The organism is Paenibacillus sp. FSL R7-0128 (assembly GCF_038002245.1).
GTDB classification, from domain to species: Bacteria; Bacillota; Bacilli; order Paenibacillales; family Paenibacillaceae; genus Paenibacillus_AQ; species Paenibacillus_AQ silagei.
The window spans coordinates 945,507-963,549 of the sequence record NZ_JBBOCD010000001.1 but is presented as its reverse complement, the minus strand read 5'-3'; the positions used below and the strand labels follow the sequence as shown (position 1 = coordinate 963,549).

General features: G+C 54.8%; 16 protein-coding genes. 9 read left to right on the top strand and 7 right to left on the bottom strand.

Going from position 1 to position 18,043, the window contains the following annotated elements; translation table 11 throughout:
* Positions 1-12: 12 nt before the first annotated feature.
* From NST26_RS03980 to NST26_RS03965, 4 genes are all read right to left on the bottom strand, one after another.
* Entirely contained in the window at positions 13-1,011 is a 999-nt protein-coding gene (locus NST26_RS03980; RefSeq protein ID WP_340978613.1) for a Gfo/Idh/MocA family protein, read from the bottom strand.
* Positions 1,012-1,122: 111 nt separating this feature from the next.
* Positions 1,123-1,914: a hypothetical protein gene (locus NST26_RS03975; RefSeq protein WP_339253787.1), complete on the bottom strand. Its 792-nt coding sequence runs from the start codon at positions 1,912-1,914 to the stop codon at positions 1,123-1,125.
* 101 nt (positions 1,915-2,015) lie between these two features.
* Positions 2,016-2,552: a hypothetical protein gene (locus tag NST26_RS03970; protein ID WP_340978611.1), complete on the bottom strand. Its 537-nt coding sequence runs from the start codon at positions 2,550-2,552 to the stop codon at positions 2,016-2,018.
* 108 nt (positions 2,553-2,660) lie between these two features.
* Positions 2,661-3,374, bottom strand: a complete 714-nt coding sequence (locus NST26_RS03965; RefSeq protein ID WP_339253783.1) for a YceI family protein — start codon at positions 3,372-3,374, stop codon at positions 2,661-2,663.
* Positions 3,375-3,518: 144 nt separating this feature from the next.
* On the opposite strand from NST26_RS03965, the gene NST26_RS03960 reads away from it, so the two are divergent.
* The 4 genes from NST26_RS03960 to NST26_RS03945 all read left to right on the top strand — a co-directional run bounded on the left by NST26_RS03960 (position 3,519) and on the right by NST26_RS03945 (position 7,206).
* Entirely contained in the window at positions 3,519-4,199 is a 681-nt protein-coding gene (locus NST26_RS03960) for a response regulator transcription factor (RefSeq protein ID WP_339253781.1), read from the top strand.
* Complete coding sequence (locus NST26_RS03955) at positions 4,187-5,617, top strand: HAMP domain-containing sensor histidine kinase (protein WP_340978610.1); 1,431 nt, start codon at positions 4,187-4,189, stop codon at positions 5,615-5,617. Before NST26_RS03960 ends, NST26_RS03955 begins: the two co-directional genes overlap by 13 nt.
* A gap of 179 nt (positions 5,618-5,796) precedes the next feature.
* Positions 5,797-6,312 (top strand): hypothetical protein, encoded by a 516-nt coding sequence (locus tag NST26_RS03950; RefSeq protein ID WP_340978609.1) that lies wholly within the window; start codon positions 5,797-5,799, stop codon positions 6,310-6,312.
* Between the two features lie 156 nt (positions 6,313-6,468).
* Positions 6,469-7,206, top strand: a complete 738-nt coding sequence (locus NST26_RS03945) for a hypothetical protein (protein WP_340978607.1) — start codon at positions 6,469-6,471, stop codon at positions 7,204-7,206.
* A 104-nt stretch (positions 7,207-7,310) separates the two neighbouring features.
* Here the strand turns inward: NST26_RS03945 and NST26_RS03940 are convergent, their stop codons facing one another.
* Entirely contained in the window at positions 7,311-8,237 is a 927-nt protein-coding gene (locus NST26_RS03940; RefSeq protein WP_340978606.1) for a DUF6612 family protein, read from the bottom strand.
* A 421-nt stretch (positions 8,238-8,658) separates the two neighbouring features.
* Between NST26_RS03940 and NST26_RS03935 the strand changes: the two genes are divergently transcribed.
* On the top strand, positions 8,659-10,116 hold the full coding sequence (locus NST26_RS03935) for an amidase family protein (protein ID WP_340978605.1): 1,458 nt from the start codon (positions 8,659-8,661) through the stop codon (positions 10,114-10,116).
* A gap of 63 nt (positions 10,117-10,179) precedes the next feature.
* Here NST26_RS03935 and NST26_RS03930 read toward each other — a convergent pair whose 3' ends face one another.
* Positions 10,180-10,737 carry a DUF1273 domain-containing protein gene (locus tag NST26_RS03930; protein WP_036731292.1) on the bottom strand — a complete coding sequence of 186 codons (558 nt, stop codon included), beginning with the start codon at positions 10,735-10,737 and terminating at the stop codon, positions 10,180-10,182.
* Positions 10,738-10,975: 238 nt separating this feature from the next.
* Between NST26_RS03930 and NST26_RS03925 the strand changes: the two genes are divergently transcribed.
* The 3 genes from NST26_RS03925 to NST26_RS03915 are packed head-to-tail and all read left to right on the top strand — an operon-like array spanning position 10,976 to position 14,946.
* Positions 10,976-12,628: a spore germination protein gene (locus tag NST26_RS03925; protein ID WP_340980792.1), complete on the top strand. Its 1,653-nt coding sequence runs from the start codon at positions 10,976-10,978 to the stop codon at positions 12,626-12,628.
* A gap of 28 nt (positions 12,629-12,656) precedes the next feature.
* Positions 12,657-13,760 (top strand): GerAB/ArcD/ProY family transporter, encoded by a 1,104-nt coding sequence (locus NST26_RS03920; protein WP_340978602.1) that lies wholly within the window; start codon positions 12,657-12,659, stop codon positions 13,758-13,760.
* On the top strand, positions 13,753-14,946 hold the full coding sequence (locus tag NST26_RS03915) for a Ger(x)C family spore germination protein (protein ID WP_340978601.1): 1,194 nt from the start codon (positions 13,753-13,755) through the stop codon (positions 14,944-14,946). Before NST26_RS03920 ends, NST26_RS03915 begins: the two co-directional genes overlap by 8 nt.
* 86 nt (positions 14,947-15,032) lie before the next feature.
* On the opposite strand, the gene NST26_RS03910 is transcribed toward NST26_RS03915, so the two are convergent.
* On the bottom strand, positions 15,033-17,063 hold the full coding sequence (locus tag NST26_RS03910) for a beta-galactosidase (protein WP_340978600.1): 2,031 nt from the start codon (positions 17,061-17,063) through the stop codon (positions 15,033-15,035).
* Positions 17,064-17,182: 119 nt separating this feature from the next.
* Here NST26_RS03910 and NST26_RS03905 point away from each other — a divergent pair, with 119 nt between their 5' ends.
* Positions 17,183-18,019, top strand: a complete 837-nt coding sequence (locus tag NST26_RS03905) for an AraC family transcriptional regulator (protein ID WP_209877119.1) — start codon at positions 17,183-17,185, stop codon at positions 18,017-18,019.
* Positions 18,020-18,043: the final 24 nt, after the last annotated feature.

Below are 18,043 nucleotides of genomic sequence, written 5' to 3'. Positions count from 1 at the left end.
TCCTGCCCGCACTTATTCGCCGGGATACTTCAGTCCCCACTGCGCCCGGACTTCATCCAGCAGCTTCATCAGGGCTACGGATTCATCCAGCGTCATCACCGGGCTCTCGGTAAGCCCGGCCTGAAGACAACGGCCTACCTCTTCCGCCTCGAAGCAGTATCCGACCGAAGCGCGGCCATCTTCGAACCTCTCCGCCAATTCGCCATTCAAGTAGAGCTCGGCCGATTTCGGATTAACCAGGGTGCCATTGACCACGATACGACCTTCCGTTCCATAGATATGGGCTTCATCGTCCAGATTCAGGCGGATGCCGGCATGGAGTGAAGCAGATACGCCATTCCCGTAGGACAGCAGCAGCGAGAAGTGCTCATCCACGCCGGTCTCCCCGATATGAACGGTGCTGGCGATCGACTCTGGATGAGGTCCGAGAACCATCGAGGTGAAGGAGACCGGATAGATGCCGACATCCAGCAGCGCACCGCCGCCAAGGACAGGATTCAGCAGACGCCCTTCCGGGTTCCAGTCAGAACGGAACCCAAGGTCCGCCTTCACTAGCTTCACCTCGCCGATGCGCCCGGCGGCCAGCCATTCCCTCACCTTCACATGTGCCGGGATATACCGGCTCCACATCGCTTCCATGAGGAACAGCTTATGCTCCCGGGCATAGGCCACGACTTCCTCCAGTTCAGCACTATTCACGGTAAAAGGCTTCTCGCACAGCACAGCCTTGCCCGCCCGCAAAGCCAGCAACGCATTCTCCCGGTGGAACGGATGCGGTGTGCCAATATAGATGGCATCCACATCAGGATCGTTCACCAGCTCTTCGTAGGTGGCGTATGCGACAGGAATGTCGTGATCGGCTGCGAATTTATCCGCGCTCTCCTGCGAGCGCGAGCCGACTGCATAGGCCACCCCATTGCTGGCGTGGGCCAGATCCGTGGCGAACTGATGGGCGATCCAGCCTGTGCTGAGAATGCCCCATTTTATCGTGTAAGCGTTATCTTCTGCCATAGTAATATCCTCCTCGTAATGAAGCTCAGGTCCCTCTGATTCTATCAAAATCTCCCTGGTGTGTATATGTCCGCCGACCGGCAGGACCCTCCAGCTCCAGACAAGTGTGTATTACAGCCCGAACAACACATTCAGGCGTTCCTTCGAATAACCGTCCTCCCCGCGCCAGTTGGCTACAGCGTTGAAATCATTGTCTCCGCCCCGCCCCTGGCGCGGCTCCTCCTGCGGAACCAGAATTCCAGCATATCCCCAGATCTCCATCACCACATCCCGTTCATGCCGGTTCGAGGGGAATATATCCTTCCAATGCTTCTCCAGCTTCCGTGCACCATCCTTGCTGCCGCATAGCTTCACGGCTTCGGCCATATCCTGCAAAATACGAAGATCCTGCGGAGCAGCCTCCATCTCCTCTTCCCGGCTGAACAGCTCCAGATCGAGCCAGCAATACAGCAGCTTATTAAGGCGGATGCCGCCCCATTTGACCCGCTCGAAATTGAGCACATTCAGATCCACAGCGTTGTACTGCTGATCAGACATCAGGTGCCTGGCATCACAAGCAGCACAACTGCTATACCTTGGCTGCTCGGCGGGGGGCTGGGCGTAGGCATGTGCAGCCAGCTCCGAAGTCAAAGCCCAACTGGACAAGGCGCTCCGCAGATGAACCTTCCGGGTAGATAGGCTATGCAGAAAAGCCGCCGCCACCTTCTCCCGGGTCACACTCCCGCTGTGCAGCACCCGCAGCTTCTCCACCAGCTCATCATGGGTGATCGTGAGGGGATCGAACATGACCCCCTTGCTCTTCGCATAGTCGAACTCTTCACCGGAAAAAGGCCCGTATGTCCCCTTCCAGCCGCTGGCGCTCCAGAACGATTTTTGCAGTATAGTTTTGGCCTTACGATCCATGTATCTTAGCTCCCTTCCTTACCTGATGGTCCTATTGAATAATTATGTATCTCTTATACTTAACCTGAAGGCGGGGATTTGTACCGTCACAAAAAAACACCCTACCGGGTGAAAGATGCTTTCATGGCGATGCTCAGCCTCCCCCTCGCCAGTTCTGAGAGTCTTCTCTCACCGACCGCTTGCATGGATAGATTGTTGCACATCTTGCAGGATTTCTCTAAAAAGTCACGGGCTGTGGAGCACGCACCACGCGCCAGCACAATGTAATCGGTTTTTCGATTATATTCCAGCCATACGCCCTGCGACAGCCCAATGTAATCGGTTTTTCGATTACATTTCGGCCATACACCCCGCTCCAGCCCAATGTAATCGGTTTTTCGATTACATTCCAGCCATACGCCCTGCGCCAGCCCAATGTAATCGGTTTTTCGATTACATTCCAGCCATTCGCCCTGCGCCGGCCCAATGTAATCGGTTTTTTGATTACATTCCAGCCATACGCCCTGCGCCGGCCCAATGTAATCGGTTTTTCGATTACATTTCGGCCATAGGCCCCGCGCCAGCCCAATGTAATCGGTTTTTCGATTACATTCCGGCCGTACACCCCGCGCCAGCCCAATGTGTTCGCTTTTTCGCATACATCCGCATCTGGCCCACCGCCTTGGCCCCAGCCCCAGTCACAGCAAAAACCCTCCCCGCCAGCCGCGAATCCGCAGCAGACGGGGAGGGTCATCCCCAACCCTATATTATTTCTTAAGCACTAGCTCCAGGCGCACCTCAAGATTGTTCTCGGTACTGAGCACGATGGAATGCGGATTGCTGAGGCCAAAATCCTCGAAGGTTACGGTAGTCGTACCCGACAGCTTAAGCTCTCCGCCGCTATATGCGGCCTGCGAGTCGAACGTCACTTCCTTCTCGATGCCTTTCACGGTCAGCGTCCCCTGCAGTTGTACCGGCACCGCCGTCCCCTCTGTCCATTCCTTTGGCATCTCCGAGAAGGACTTCACCGTGAAGGTGGCCTCCGGGAACTCCGCTACGGACAAGAAGTCCGCTCCCTTGACATGCTCGTCCCGCTGGGCGGTTCCCGAATCAAGCGCGCTCATGTCGACCGACCCTTCGCCGGTCATCGCGGAGGCATCCTCCAGATTCACCTTCCAGGTACCCTTCACGGAAGGATCTACGAAGTTAACCGTTTCTTTGGATGTGGTCACGGACCAGTAGACCTTGGACGGCTCTGCAATGTTCCAGGTTCCGTTCAACTGCTCCGGCGTTACAGCAGCAGCGGCCGCCGCCGCATCGGCAGTTCCTTCCTTCTGCGCTCCGCTGTTCTGCGCCTGCTCAGGAATCACCGATTCAATCTCCACCTTATTGCCAAGGCTGTTATTCACTAAGATGAAGGCAGTGATGGCTCCTGCAATAATTACAATGGCTGCGGTTATAGCGACTGTTCTCTTCTTCATACGATCTCCTCCATTCCATTTTCTGTCTCTGCTCGTTCCAGCTGAATCTCATTCTACCAAAGCAATATGTCGGGAATAAGTCAAAGCATACTAGCCTGCAAATGTGTTAGAATTGTCGTAATTTTAGTTAAGGGACTGAAGCTCATGCAATCGATACTAATCGTAGAGGATGAAGAAGCCATCGCCCGGGTGCTTAGTGCCTATCTGCGAAAAGCAGGCTTTCACGTCACCCGGGCCGCAGACGGCCGGAGTGCTCTGGACGCCTTCGAGGAGGCGCCTCCCTCGCTGGTCCTGCTCGATATCATGCTGCCGGCGATGGACGGCTTCGAGCTGCTGCAGCTCATCCGTGAGCGGAGCAGCTGCCCGGTCATCATGCTCACCGCCCGCGACGGGATCAAGGACCGGCTGGCGGGTCTGGACGGAGGGGCGGATGACTATATGTCGAAACCCTTCATCCCAGAGGAAGTGGTTGCAAGGGTGAAGGCGGTGCTGCGCCGCCCCTCGCAGTGGTCGGACGGCAGCCGCAAGCGCCATTACGGCAGCCTGTTCATCGACTTCTCGGCCCGCAGCATCTTCCTGAACGGGGCAGAGGTCAGCCTTAGTCCGCGCGACATGTCGGTGCTGCTGTTCCTGGCGGAGCGGCCGAACCAGATTTGCACCCGCGACCAGCTCCTGGAGCATGTGTGGGAGATGGATTATGACGGAAGCGACCGGGCGGTCGATCTCTCAATCAAAAGACTGCGCCAGGCGCTCTCGCACTGGCCGGAGGACGAGGGCGAGATCCGCACACTGAGAGGAACAGGTTATCAATTATGGACAACATAAATAAGAGTAAGAAGAACAGCAGCAGGAAAAAGAAGACTACCTCCATTCTCACTTACTGGACGCTGCGGTATCTGCTGATCATCAGCATCGGGCTGCTGGTGACGGCGCTGTTCACCCTCTGGTGGATGCAGCAGGAGGCGATGAGCAACCGGATGCAGACGACCGGCTTGCTGGCGCAGGAGATCGCTGACCGGAGCGTGGATACAGACGGTCAATTAGCGATTACCGGGGGCCTGAATAGGCTGGTAGAGGACCGCAAACGCTTCTTCAAGGTCACTGAGGAGATGTGCGTAATCATCACCGGACCTGAAGGCGAATTGTTATACTCCCAGCCCCCGATGACAGACGAGGAAATGCGACACAAGCTCAATGATAGCCTGACCGATTCGCGAACCTCTGAATACAAGGCCGCCGCCGCACAGATCCAGGGGGACCAGGGCACGCTGGGGCAGGTGCTGGTTATGCAGTCCAAGCGCTCCCTGCGTCATATTCCGACAGAGGAGATCACCTTCTTCTCGATTATCATCGTCTTCCTGATTATCCTAAGCTGGCTGACGATCTATCTCTTGTCGATCAAGCTGGCCAAGCCGGTTCAGCGGGTGGCCGCCGCCGCCGCGCAGATCAGCAGCGGCCAATATAATATCGCGCTTGAGACCGGGGCCAAAGAACGTGAGATTCACGAGCTGCTCGTCTCCTTCCAGGAGATGGCGGGCAAGCTGCAGCAGTTCGAGCAGTCGCGGGCCATCATGCTGGCCGGCGTGTCCCATGAGCTGAAGACGCCGGTCACCTCAATCAAAGGACTGCTCCATGCGGTACGCGAGGGCGTTGTCGAAGGCGAGGAGGCCAATGAATTCCTCGATATCGCTCTGCTTGAGACCGGGCGGCTGCAGCATATGGTCGCCGATCTGCTGGACTACAATGGGCTGACAGCGGGCATGGTTGCCGTCCGTCATGATAAGCTCGAAGCGGCCCCGCTGCTGGAGGAAATCCTCTATCAATGGATGCTGACCCAGAACGGGGAGGTTAATAAGCCCATCCTGCTGCTGCCGGAGAACCCGCTTGTGCTGCGGGGAGACCCGCTGCGCATCCAGCAGATTATTGTGAATCTGCTGGGCAACAGTCTGCAGGCGAAGACGCCGGACTGCAATCTCCAATTGAAGCTTGAACTTACGGCTACGCCGCAGGGGCAGGCCGAAATCTCCGTTACAGATAACGGGCCGGGCATCCACCCGGACAGCCGGGAACGGATCTTCGAAGCCTTCTACCGCAGCTCGGGCAAGCAGAGCCTGCTTCGCGGACTCGGGCTGGGCCTGACCTTCAGCAGACTGCTGGCCGAAGCCATGGGCGGCAGCCTGGAGCTGGGCAGCAATCCGCCGCAGGGCTGCACCTTCGTGCTGCGGCTCCCGCTGGCAGAGTAATGAACCGGGGAAGCGCGTTATAGTCCAGCACCCCGCTGCGTGGTATAATCAACTGACTACAAGTGGAAACGGTATTGCCGTCCTTTTAAAGGACGGTACCGTTTCAGCGAGAAATAGAAAGATAATGTATAGCGTGAAACCTATACATTTTTATATTTCAAGTGAACCGGAGGCTGTATATGCTTACTTTTGAACAGAAAATAGCTATTCTTGATTCCTATCCCCAGCTGGAGGCGCGGAAGGTCTCACTGGGACGGGTGAATTATCACCTGGAGCAGAGCCGTCACGACAAGAAGACCGTGGCTTCGCATATTCACCCGAACGGGAACGGCTTCGTCTATGCCGGGCTGCTGCGGGGCTATGAGACGGATGATAAGGGACTGGTCAATATCCGCGATTATTCGGAGGCTGCGCTGCGCGAGCTGCTGGATGCGTCTATCACTTCTCTCTTGATGTACATTCCCGAGGCCCCTGCCCCTTCCAAAAGAAAGAAAAAAGTGCAGACGGGCGGAGCTGAAGCGCAGTCGCTGTGGAAGAATGAGGACGGGCATACGCTGAGCCTGAGATTTGAGGAGGATCTGTGGTATCTCTATGCCGGACTACAGCTTGAGATGGCCTTCGAGACGGTCGCTGAAGCGGAGGAATATCTCGCTGAAGAGGGATTTGCCCGGGTGGCAGACGAATTACAGGAATAGAATGGGTCCCGGCCCGTAAATCGACGTTTATCGACGATTTACGGGCTTTTTCGCATGAATTTCTGCATATTCCGGCAAATTTATAGAATTTCCCGTTGAGTCCCCTTATACTAAAGCCAGTGGCATTTTCCATATATTTCACAAGGAGGAATCACAATGAACAACCCGGAAGGCGGAACACCCTTCACGAATCCTGAGGGACCTAACAACCAACCTGGGCAACCGCAGCCCCAGCGTAAGGTATCCGAGCAGTTCAATAATCTGCTCAAGGATGAACGTGTACAGCAGGCACAGGCAGTAGGCAAGCAATATTGGAGCTTTTACCTGAGAGCCCTTACCCGCCCGTACAGTACAATGAGGGAAATTCCTGTGGCCCATTTCATTAACAGCCTGATCACCATGGGCCTTACGGCGTTGTTAACGGCCTTATATTTCCTCACCCTGTTCATCAAATGGGATGTCTCGGCCATCTTCGGCCCCGGCTTCCTGAAGCCGCTGTTATTGACGGCGGTTGGCCTGGCCGTTGCTTGCGGAGCCACTTATGCCGTTCTCCGGCTGGAGAAGGTCAGCTTCGATTTTAAATTGCTGATTACCCGGATGGGAACGCTGCTCGTTCCGGCCGTGGCGCTGCTGGTGCTGGCGATTCTCACACTACTTGTCAGCTTGTACTCCTTCTCGACCACACTGGTGGCGTTGTCCTTCCTGTTCGTCTTCATCAGCATGAATACGGCTTTGTTCCAATATCCGCTGAACACCGGCGGCAGCCGGGGCATTGACACCTTATACCCGATTGCCATCGCCAACATTGTGACCGGATATATTTTCTACAAGCTGATCACCTCCGTCATTGCCGGTGCAGCCTTTGGTATGCTGAGCAACTCGTTTAATTTATAAAACCACCCTCCAAAACAATTCACGCCAAAAACGGCGCTGCCGTCCTAATCAGGACAGCAGCGCCGTTTCCATGTGTTGCACTTCTATTCAGCCCGGTAAGCCTGTTACGGAGTTGTAGGAGCTGCCGGGGTTGTTGGCATTTCAACTTCCTTCGCGTCCAGTGCTTCCTGCGGAACCTTGATCTCGTCGACCTTGTTGTGATCGCTGATAGCCGCCTTCATATCCATATCAATCGATATCGTCTGGTCATTGCTGGTCATATCCATGACCATGGTTACATCTGTACGGGTTGGGAAATAGGTCTTCTTATCCACCGCATAGGCGATATTCATGCTCTTGATATTCATCTGCTCCATCATGGCAGCCATCTGAGGATCGGCACTGCCGCCCTGGTTCATATAAGACTTCGCCAGCTCCTTGACGTCATCGCCGGATACCTCGGCAGACAACAGATAACTATCGCCTTCCTCGGTGATTTTTGTCTTCTCGGTAAGCGCCTTGAATTGCTCCAATTGCTTCTCAGGGTTCGCGGACTGCTGCATAGCAGCTAGGACCTGTTCACCCATCGTAGCAGGCATCTTCATCCATTGCCCGTTCACCTGGGAATAGAAGCCGTCCTTAGTCACATACTGCTCAATCTTCTGGTCGCCCTGGGCCGTCTTCATCTGCACCTCCTGATGCATCATCAGCGGCTCCTTAATGAACTTGGATTTCGTGGTCATATCGGTATCTTGCGCATTGTCCCCTTGTGCCGTCTTCACATTGATCTTCTGCTTCACCTGCGATTCCATCGCGAAGCTCTTCAGATCACCCGATGCGGCAACCGACTTCTGAATCAATTCATCCACCGTTGGAACGCCGTCTGATGTCTGTTCAGCAGGCGCTGCCGATGCGGAGGCTTCCGGAGCCGCGCTTCCTGCAGGTGCAGCTGTTGCAGCGCCCTCCGATGGTTTGAGCTCCTCATTATTGCCGCAGCCAGCCAAGGCAACAGTCAGCATAACACCCATAAATATCGTAGTCCATTTCTTCAAGTTCGATTCCTCCTAGTGATGTTAGCAAGTAGTATTGTTAAATCTTGTGATGTATTTAACCACAGGAGCACCCCTTTTAATCAGCCGTTTAAAAGTTACATCCAAAGTCATGGTCGTCCGGGTGTTAAAAGAATGCTATGAAGACAGGCAAAACTGTGCTTATATATGGAGAAACCAATATATAGATTGAATTTGGAAACACAAGGACAAGGAAAGTGACGGAAGAGAATTTTGGAACTGTAGGAGCGTTAGCGTCCGCCTTTGTCACCGGATTTCTACCGCATACAGCGGTGTAAATTAAGAAATCTGGGGACAACAGCGGCCGGAGGGCCAAACATTCTTTGGAGTCACGCATTCCTGGTCCGAAAAACTTACAAGAACAATCTATATAAATCCTAAAGGGAAAGAAGCGTGGACCCGCATGAGTTTTGAAATCGTAGAGGCTACCCTGTCTGACATTCAAGCCGCTCTGGATTTCGGGGAGATCACTTCCAGACAATTAGTCCTGATGTACCTTGAGCGCATAGCGGATCATGACAAAAGCGGCCTGACCGTCAATTCCGTGCTGGAGATTAATCCGGATGCGCTGTTCATCGCTGAATCCCTGGACGTAGAGCGCCAGCTTCAGGGTCCGCGCGGACCGCTGCACGGCATACCGGTGCTATTGAAGGATAACATTAATACCGGGGATAACATGCATACCAGTGCGGGCTCGCTCGCGTTGGCGGACTCTTTTGCCGGAGAGGATGCCTTCATCGTCAGCAGGCTGCGCGAGGCCGGAGCTATCATTATGGGCAAGGCTAATATGACGGAATTCGCCAACTTCATGACGAATGGCATGCCCTCCGGCTACAGCTCCCGGGGCGGGCAGGTGCTTAACCCCTATAACATCTCCACGCCGACAGGCGGCTCCAGCGCCGGGTCTGCGGTAGCGGTGGCCTGTAATTTCTGCACTGTCTCCGTTGGAACAGAGACCTCCGGCTCCATCCTCAATCCCGGCAATCTTGGCTCTATTATCGGTATTAAGCCCACGGTGGGGCTGATCAGCCGCTCCGGTATTCTGCCGCTCTCCAGCACGCAGGATACCGCCGGGCCTATGGCACGAACGGTCCGGGATGCCGTCCTTCTCCTAAACGCTCTGCTCGGTCAGGATGCCGGAGATGCGGCTATGGGTACGAACAGAGGTAAGGTTCATGAGGATTATACGGTTTTCCTGGATGCAGACGGTCTGCGGGGAGCAAGAATCGGAATTCCACGCGATTATTACTTCGAGGAGCTGACGGAGGAGCAGCTTGCGCTGTTCAATGCCTCTGTGGAGAGAATGCGGGAGCTCGGGGCGACCATTATCGATCCGGCCGAGATTACAACGGCGCGGGAGATCAGCTATTCATCCGTGGTGCTGAATGAATTCAAAACCTCGCTGAACGCCTACCTGGCCCGCCTGGGCCCGGGGGCACCGATGCGTACCTTGAAGGATATTATTGATTTCAATCATGCCCATCCGGTCCAGACGCTGAAGTTCGGGCAAGCGACCCTGCTCGATGCCGAATTAACAACCTCCGGCACCTTCACCGAGCCGCAATATTTGCGTGACCGCATGACGGATCTCAGACTCTGCAAGGAGCTGGGGATTGACGCTACTATGCGCGAACATCAGCTTGATGCCCTGCTGTTCCCCGCTGACTTCGGCGCACGGATTACCTCAAGAGCCGGATATCCGTCGATCGTGGTGCCGTCAGGCTATACCTCAGCCGGTGCCCCCTTCGGCGTAACCTTCTCCGCCCGGGCCTATGAAGAACCGGTGCTTATCAGACTGGCTTACGCCTATGAGCAGAACTATAAGGTACGCAAGCCGCCTTCACTCCGCAGCTTCATCTGATCCCGCTTCAGGCCAACATGGGACAGGCTCCAGGTGCGCAGCCCGCAGCTGCGCACCCCCTTCTCAATCATAGTCATGCCGGTTCTCTTCATCGGCAATGCTCTGAATCTCCTCTGCATGCATCAGATGCAGCTCATAATCGCCTTCGGCATGCAGCTTCACGACCCGCTCTTTGGTGAACTTCGCACTGCTCTCCGCCGCATCCTCGTCGTAGAACAACAGAATCCCGTCACTTTTACGCAGCAGCAGATCATCTCTGGCCTTGAACTGCCAGCTCCCGTCATAGGGAGCATTGCTAACGGCTCCGTAGTAGTCAGCACCGGCTACAATGCGGCGGTATTCATTCTGCTTCTCTTCCTTCCACTTCTCCTCCGGTGAGGCATGGGCCGTAATAATGCCCAGCTTCAGCCCGGGGTATTGCTGCTTCAGCTCCAGCACCACCTCGCAGGCCCACAGATCAACGCCATATTGCCCGGGAGTAATGACCCATTCCAGTCCCTCCTCCACCAGCGGAATGATCCGGTTCGCGAGTGCTTTTTTGATATAGGGAATGCCCTGATGCTTGCTGTCATAAATGCCGAGCTCATGGGCCCGGTAGCCTGTGACCAGTAAAGTCTTCATGTGCTGCGCCTCTCTCCTGACTGCTTCATTCCGAAATGTATGGGACAACCTGTACTTTATGCATTATATCTTATTTCGCGTGGCAGGGCTGCCGGACCCGGGGAGCATATAAGCCGGACCCACCGTACCAAATTATTTTCGGTAATTACGAGTAAATTTAGATAAAGTTTGGAAAACTGCATGAAGATGAAAACTCGTACTCCGTTATACCCAAATTCAAAAGCTGGGGATGATTACACTGTTCGGTATGATTCTTTCCTATATACCCGGCTGGGCAATCTTCGCCCAAGCGGGTGTGGCTATGCTTGTTCCGCTGCTCCTGGCCTATCTCTATAAATCGCTCTACAAGCTGGTAGGCAGCGGACGCGGCCAGATCGGGTACGGCGCAAGAACCGTTCCTGCGCAGGGGCCGCCGCCGCTGGCTCCAGAGGAATCCTCCGCCCGGTTTACCGGTGATCTCCAAGCCGACCTGCAGGCGGTTAAATCCGGCATCGGCAACAACAGCGATGTCCATTTCAGAGCATTCACAAATGCGAAAACAGGTGCACAAGGAGTCGTCATCCATGTCGACGGCATGCAGAGTGACCGGCTGCTCAGTATGGAAGTTATGCAATACCTGATGCATGAGATGCCTCCCGGTCCGCAGTCTTCTGTTGAAATGGCCGGGCATCGTCTTCCCTTCAGCGAGCTTAGAGAGGAAGAGCATATCAGAGACTTCAATAAGTCTGTCCTCTTCGGCCATGCCGCCCTCCTGATCGAAGGGCTGCGCTGCGGGCTCCTGATCGAGATGCCCGGTGCTCCCAGCCGCCAGGCGGACGAGCCGGTCTCCGAAGCGCTGCTCCGCGGCCCCAGACTGGGCTTCACGGAGGTGCTCAGCGAGAATACCTCTATTTTGCGCCGCCAGGGCCTTAGCGATCAGCTTGAGATGGTATCCTTCCGGGCAGGGACCGCTATTGAAAGGGAGATCGTTGTGGCCTACATGAAGGATATCGTCAATCCCGACCTGCTGGAGGAGATTAAGAACCGCATCTGCAAAATCGATATGGATTTCCTGGCCGAATCCGGCTACATCGAGCAGCTGATTGAGGATAATTATCTCAGTCCGTTCCAGCAGCTACAGAATACAGAACGGCCGGACAGAGTGATCAGTGCCCTGCTGGAAGGACGGGTTGCCATCCTGCTGGACGGCACACCCTTTGTACTAATCGCACCGGTAACCTTCAGCATGCTGCTGCAGTCGCCGGAAGACTATTATGAGCGCTGGCTGCCGGGAACACTTCTGCGGCTGCTGCGTTTTGGAGCATCCTTCTTTGCCCTGATGGCTCCAGCCCTGTACATCTCTTTCATCTCCTTTCATCCGGGGCTGATTCCTACAGAGCTGGCGATCACGATCATTAAGACCCGGCAGGGTGTGCCCTTTCCCTCTCTGATAGAGGTGCTGATTCTGGAGGTCGCCATCGAGATTCTTAGGGAAGCGGGCATCCGGCTGCCGAAGCCGATCGGTCCGGCGATGGGCATCGTCGGCGGTCTGATCATCGGCGATGCAGCGGTTCAGGCGGGGATCGTCAGCCCGTTCCTGGTCATTACGGTGGCCGTAACTGCCATCTCCTCCTTCTCCATTCCGATGTACAGCGCCGGGATCACCCTGCGGATGCTGCGCTTCGCCGGTATGCTGTTCGCCTCGGTGCTGGGAATGTACGGGACCATTCTGTTCTTCCTGCTGATCTGCTGCCACCTGACCAAGCTCAAGAGCTTCGGAGTGCCTTATCTGACCCCGCTCTCCCCTTTCCGGCTCAGTGACTGGAAGGATCTGTTCCTGCGCGCTCCTATGGCACTGATGAAGCGCAGACCGAAAATGATGAAGACTAAGCAGAGTAAACGAAGATCATGACCGCGCCTGGTATAAGGAGGAATGCAGTATGTTCATACGCACGGATGATAAAATCACGGCTACACAAACGGCCATTTTCCTGAACAATACCTTGCTGGGCGCGGGTGTGCTCACACTGCCGCGCAGCGTAAGCAAGAGTGTCGGAACTCCGGATGGCTGGATCTCCACCCTGCTCGGCGGGGCCATTGTGATGCTGGTTGTCCTCCTTATGGTGAAGATCAGCCAGCAATTTCCGGGAAAAACCGTCTTTCAGTACTCAAGGCTGCTGACCGGCCGGTTCATCGGCGGGATTCTGTCCATGCTGTTAATCCTGTATTTCATCATTATCGCCGGCTTTGAGATCCGTACACTGGCCGAGGTTACCCTGTTCTTCCTGCTGGAGGGGACTCCGATCTGGGCAGTAATCCTTCCTTTTCTCTGGCTGAGCACCTACCTCGTATACGGAGGCATCAACTCTATTGCCCGTGTCTACACCATTGTTTTTCCGATCAGCATTATGATTCTGCTCATCTCCTTCGTGCTCAGCCTGCGGATGTTCGATATCGATAATCTGCGTCCTGTACTCGGCAAGGGATGGTCCCCCGTATTCGCCGGGCTCAAATCCACCGTGCTTGTATTCACCGGCTGTGAAGTCACTATGACGCTTGTGGCATTCATGGAGGACCCCAAAAAGGCTGTCAAAGCTATGCTTGGCGGCGTGGCCATCCTGCTGTCCATCTATTTCCTGACCATCATTATAGTGATCGGAGGCATCTCTATTGATTCCGCCATCACCAGCACCTGGCCCACTATTGATCTATTGCGCAGCTTCGAGGTGCCGGGATTTTTCTTCGAGCGTCTGGAATTCCCGTTCATGGTCATCTGGCTGATGCAGATGTTCTGCAACTTCAGCAGCTTCTTTTTCCAGTCCACGCTGGGTCTCTCACAGATCTTCAAGCTTAAGGTGCACCCGATTATTTATGCGTTGGTTCCGCTGCTGTTCATCTCGGCGATGCTGCCCAAATCCTTAGGCGATCTGTTCGCACTCGGAGATACCATAGGCAAGATGGGGTTGGTGCTGTTCCTGCTGGTGCCTGTCCTGCTCTCTGTCGTCTGGCTCATCCGGGTGAAGGGGCTGAAGCAGCATGTGTAGACGAATCCTGGTGGTGCTGTGCAGTCTGCTAATCCTTGCCACACTGACCTCCTGCTGGAGCAGTAAAGAGATTGAGGATCTGGCCCTATACGCAGGGCTGGCTCTGGATGTCGGAGAGTTCTCGCCCACAGAACAGGAGCTGGAGGACAAGGGCGCTACTTATTATAAAAAGAATAAAATCACCGCCACTGTGCAGATGGTTCCGGCTAACTCCGTGGGAGGGACAGATAAACAAGGCGGCAGCAGCGGCAGCAGTCCACCCTATATGAATGTAACCGGAACCGGAGATTCTGTGCTGGAGATCTTCCGTCAATATTCGATTCTGCGTGAACGGCCGATCATCGGCCACCACCTCAAGGTTATAGTGATCTCCAGTGAGCTGCTCAAGCAGCAGAGGATAAACCAGTTAATGGATTTCGTCCTTCGGGATAATGATATCCGTCCCAGCACGATGGTGTTCTTAAGCCAAGGCCGCGCAGCAGACACTATGGTCGCGAAGCAAAAAAATGAAATTCCTGCCTTTCACATCAGAGATATGCTGCGCAATCAGAAGAGAACCAGCAAGGTGCTGGACCCTGTTATTTTATCGAAAATGGATGCCAATATGCACTCCAAACGCAGTTATGCACTGCAGAACCTGGTAACGGCGAATGGGGAGGTAGAATTCTCGGGAGCCGGAGTGATCAAGGGAGATACCGGGCACTGGGTGGGCCCGCTGAATCAGGAGGAAACCGAATGTCTGAGCTGGCTGACCAACGGGGGGCAAAGCGGGGTCATCAAGACCTACGACTGGAGCAATGAGCCGATTACCTATGAACTCAAGTCCATGAAGAGTAAAATCACTGCCAAAGCAGACGGCGGCGAGCTGTCCTTCGACGTCAAGCTTGTAACGGAAGGAAGGCTAAGCGAAACCTGGAACGTAGAGGAATACCCTGCGGCCACCCATCTTCCCCAAAAAGCAGAGAAGCTGTTCAAGGAGCGGCTGGAGGGGATGATGAAGAGTATGCTTCACAAGCTGCAGTCGGATTACAAAGCAGATGTGGGCGGATTCTCCACCAGACTCAGCATCCAGGAACCCGCCTTATGGAACAAGCTGGAGGATCATTGGGACGAGGTGTTCAGCCGGACTCCTATTCATGTCACGGTTGATTTGAAGATTACGGACTTCGGCTCCTTCACTCAATAGGGTAATCCCGTTAAGAATCTGTTTAAAAAAAAGCTGTCCCAGCAGCCGTGTCTAATGAACGGCCTTCGGGACAGCTTTGTCGTGCCTTACTGCTTGTCTGAGAGAATCAGCACTCCGCGCCCGGGAACTGGAGTGGAGCCGCTGAATTTCTTCCCGGTAAGCAGATCGGTCCGCTCTAGGGTACCGATATCCGCACGAAGCTCCTCTGCTGAATGGTTCAGCAGGAACAGATAGGATACGCCGTCCTTCACACGCTGAACGGACTCAATACCTTCCGGCGCGCTGACCAGCGGCGCAATGCCGTTATCGGCGCACAGGTTAGCCAGGAAGCCGCGCAGGAAGGCCTCATCCGGGCTGGTGGCCACATAATAAGCCTTACCAGCGCCGAAGCTGTTCACCGTTAGGGCAGGCATACCTTTATAGAAATCCGCACCATACTGAGCGAGCACCTCTGCGCCTTCGGGATGAATCAGGTCGCAGAGCAGGCCGCAGGCATAAGAACGGTTCAGAGCCCCCCATTCCTTATTCATTACGATTTCATTGCTCATGCCCGGCAGCAGGGCATCGATCTCCTCGGCCCAGATCCCCAGCACCTTACGCAGCTCTCCCGGATACCCGCCAACCGTAACCAGATCATTCTCATTAACAATCCCGCTGAAATACGTCGTAATGAAGGTGCCGCCTGCCTGGACGAAAGCTTCGACCTTCTCGGCGAAGCCCGGCTTCACCATATACAGCACCGGTGCAATGACAATCTTGTATTTCGATAGATTCTCTTCGACGCCGATCATATCTGCTTCGATATTCTGCTGATATAGCGCGTCATAATATTTGTGGACCTCATTCACATAATCAAGCGCCACAGACGGGCCGCTGGAGAGATCAAGCGCCCAGCGGTTCTCCCAGTCGTAGATAATCCCGATCTGCGCCGCACTGCGTGCATCCAGCAGCTCGCTGCCCAAGCTCTCCAGCTCCCGGCCCAGCTCAGCACATTCGCGGAATACGCGGGTATGCTCATGCCCTACATGCTCAATGACCGCTCCGTGGTATTTCTCGCAAGCGCCGATGGACCGCCGCAGCTGGAAGAACAGCACGGTGTCAGCACCGCGCGCTACCGCCTGATAGCTCCAGAGGCGCATGACGCCGGGACGCTTCAGGGAATTGTACGGCTGCCAGTTCTGCTGGCTTGGCGTCTGCTCCATCAGCATGAACGGCTGGCCGTTCTTCAGGCCGCGCATAAGATCATGTGTCATCGCCGTATGGCTGACCGGCGTGTCCAAGGACGGATAGTTGTCCCAAGAGATTACATCCAGATATTTCGCCCATTTGAAATAATCCAGCTCCGGGTAGAAACCCATCATGTTGGTTGTAACCGGAATATCCTGGCTGTGCTCCTTGATTGCCTTATATTCGAGAATGTAACATTCCAGCAGGCTATCCGACATGAATCTCCGGTAGTCCAGAGAGATTCCCTGGAAGTTGGTCCGGTTGCCGCCCCACTCTTCACTGAGTTCATTCGGAACAACGATTTCCTCCCAGTCATAGAAGGTATGGCCCCAGAACCGGGTGTTCCAGGCTTTGTTGAGCGCATCCAGCGTTCCGTAACGTTCCTTCAACCATACGCGGAAAGCCGCCTCGGACTGCTCGGAATAATCATATCCGCCGTATTCATTGGAGATATGCCAGGCCACCAGGCCCGGGTGATCCTTATAGCGCTCAGCCAGCTTACCGGCCAGCAGGGCCGCGTATTTGCGGTAGACTGCGCTGTTCGGGTTGGAGTTGTGGCGACCGCCGAATTTACGCTTCCGGCCCTGAACATCCACGCGGGTTACCTCCGGATAGCGGTGAGCCATCCACGCCGGATGTGCCCCGGTACCCGTAGCCAGACATACATATGTGCCGTTCTTATATAAGCGGTCGATTAACTCATCCAGACCACTGAAATCGTACGTATCCTCAGACGGCTGAATCAGCGCCCAGGAGAACACATTAATGGTTGCTACGTCTATGCCCGCGAGCTTGAACATCCGCTCGTCCTCCGCCCAGACCGGGGCCTCCCATTGCTCCGGGTTATAATCTCCACCGTACCAGATCTTAGGTAATTTCTCGTTGATCACGCTACGCACATCCTTTATAGTATAAGTATATTCTTATTTTAATCGCTACCTCAATCGCTATAAATATAATATTAATGAATTGAAATATAATAATATGGAACACCAGGAGATGAACCGGAATGTCACTGGATACCGTCCGCAGAATCGTATTCGCCCAGGAGAGCGGCCAGCTGCTCCCCATCACCCTCGACAGTATGGGGTATAACCCTGATCAGGAACAAGTCTCCCGGCCGCAAGGCTATCACACCTATCACTGGCTGCAGACGGCGCATGGCAGCGGGATGATCCACTTCGACAACAAGAAGCTCACCCTCACCGAGGGCAGCGGCATTCTGCTGATGCCGGGGACACCGCACCGCTATGAAGCACTCTCCTCAGAGACTTGGCGCACCTATTATCTCACCTTCGGCGGGACCTCAGCCCGGCATATTCTGGATTCGCTCGGGATGAACACCAGCCTGTTCTACCGCTGGGAGAGCGGGGCGCCGCTGAGCTCGATGCTGAAGGAGATGCTGGACCGCCACGATACTTCGAATGACATGTTCAGTCTCGGGGAATCCAGCGATGCCTACCGTTTCCTGCTGACCCTGAACAAATACGGGCAGTTGCATAACAACACGGCCATCTCCCGCAATGTGGACAAGCTTCAGCCGCTGCTGAAATGGATGGACAGCCATTATGGTGATCCCGAGGTAGGCCTCAGTGATCTCGCCTCCCGGCTTGAGGTGTCCGGCAGATATCTGAACAGCCTGTTCCTGCAGACCTTCGGGCTATCGCCTTATGCTTATTTCGTCCGGCTGCGCATCCGCAAGAGCAAAGAGCTGCTGGTTGCGAATCCCCAGCTTACCGTTAAGGCCATCTCGCAGCTGGTCGGCTTCCGCGATGTCAGCCATTTCGTAGCCACCTTCCGTAAGCAGTCGGCGGTTACGCCGGAGCAGTTCAGGAAGCTGCACTAACTAACTCCTGAACATACAGAGACG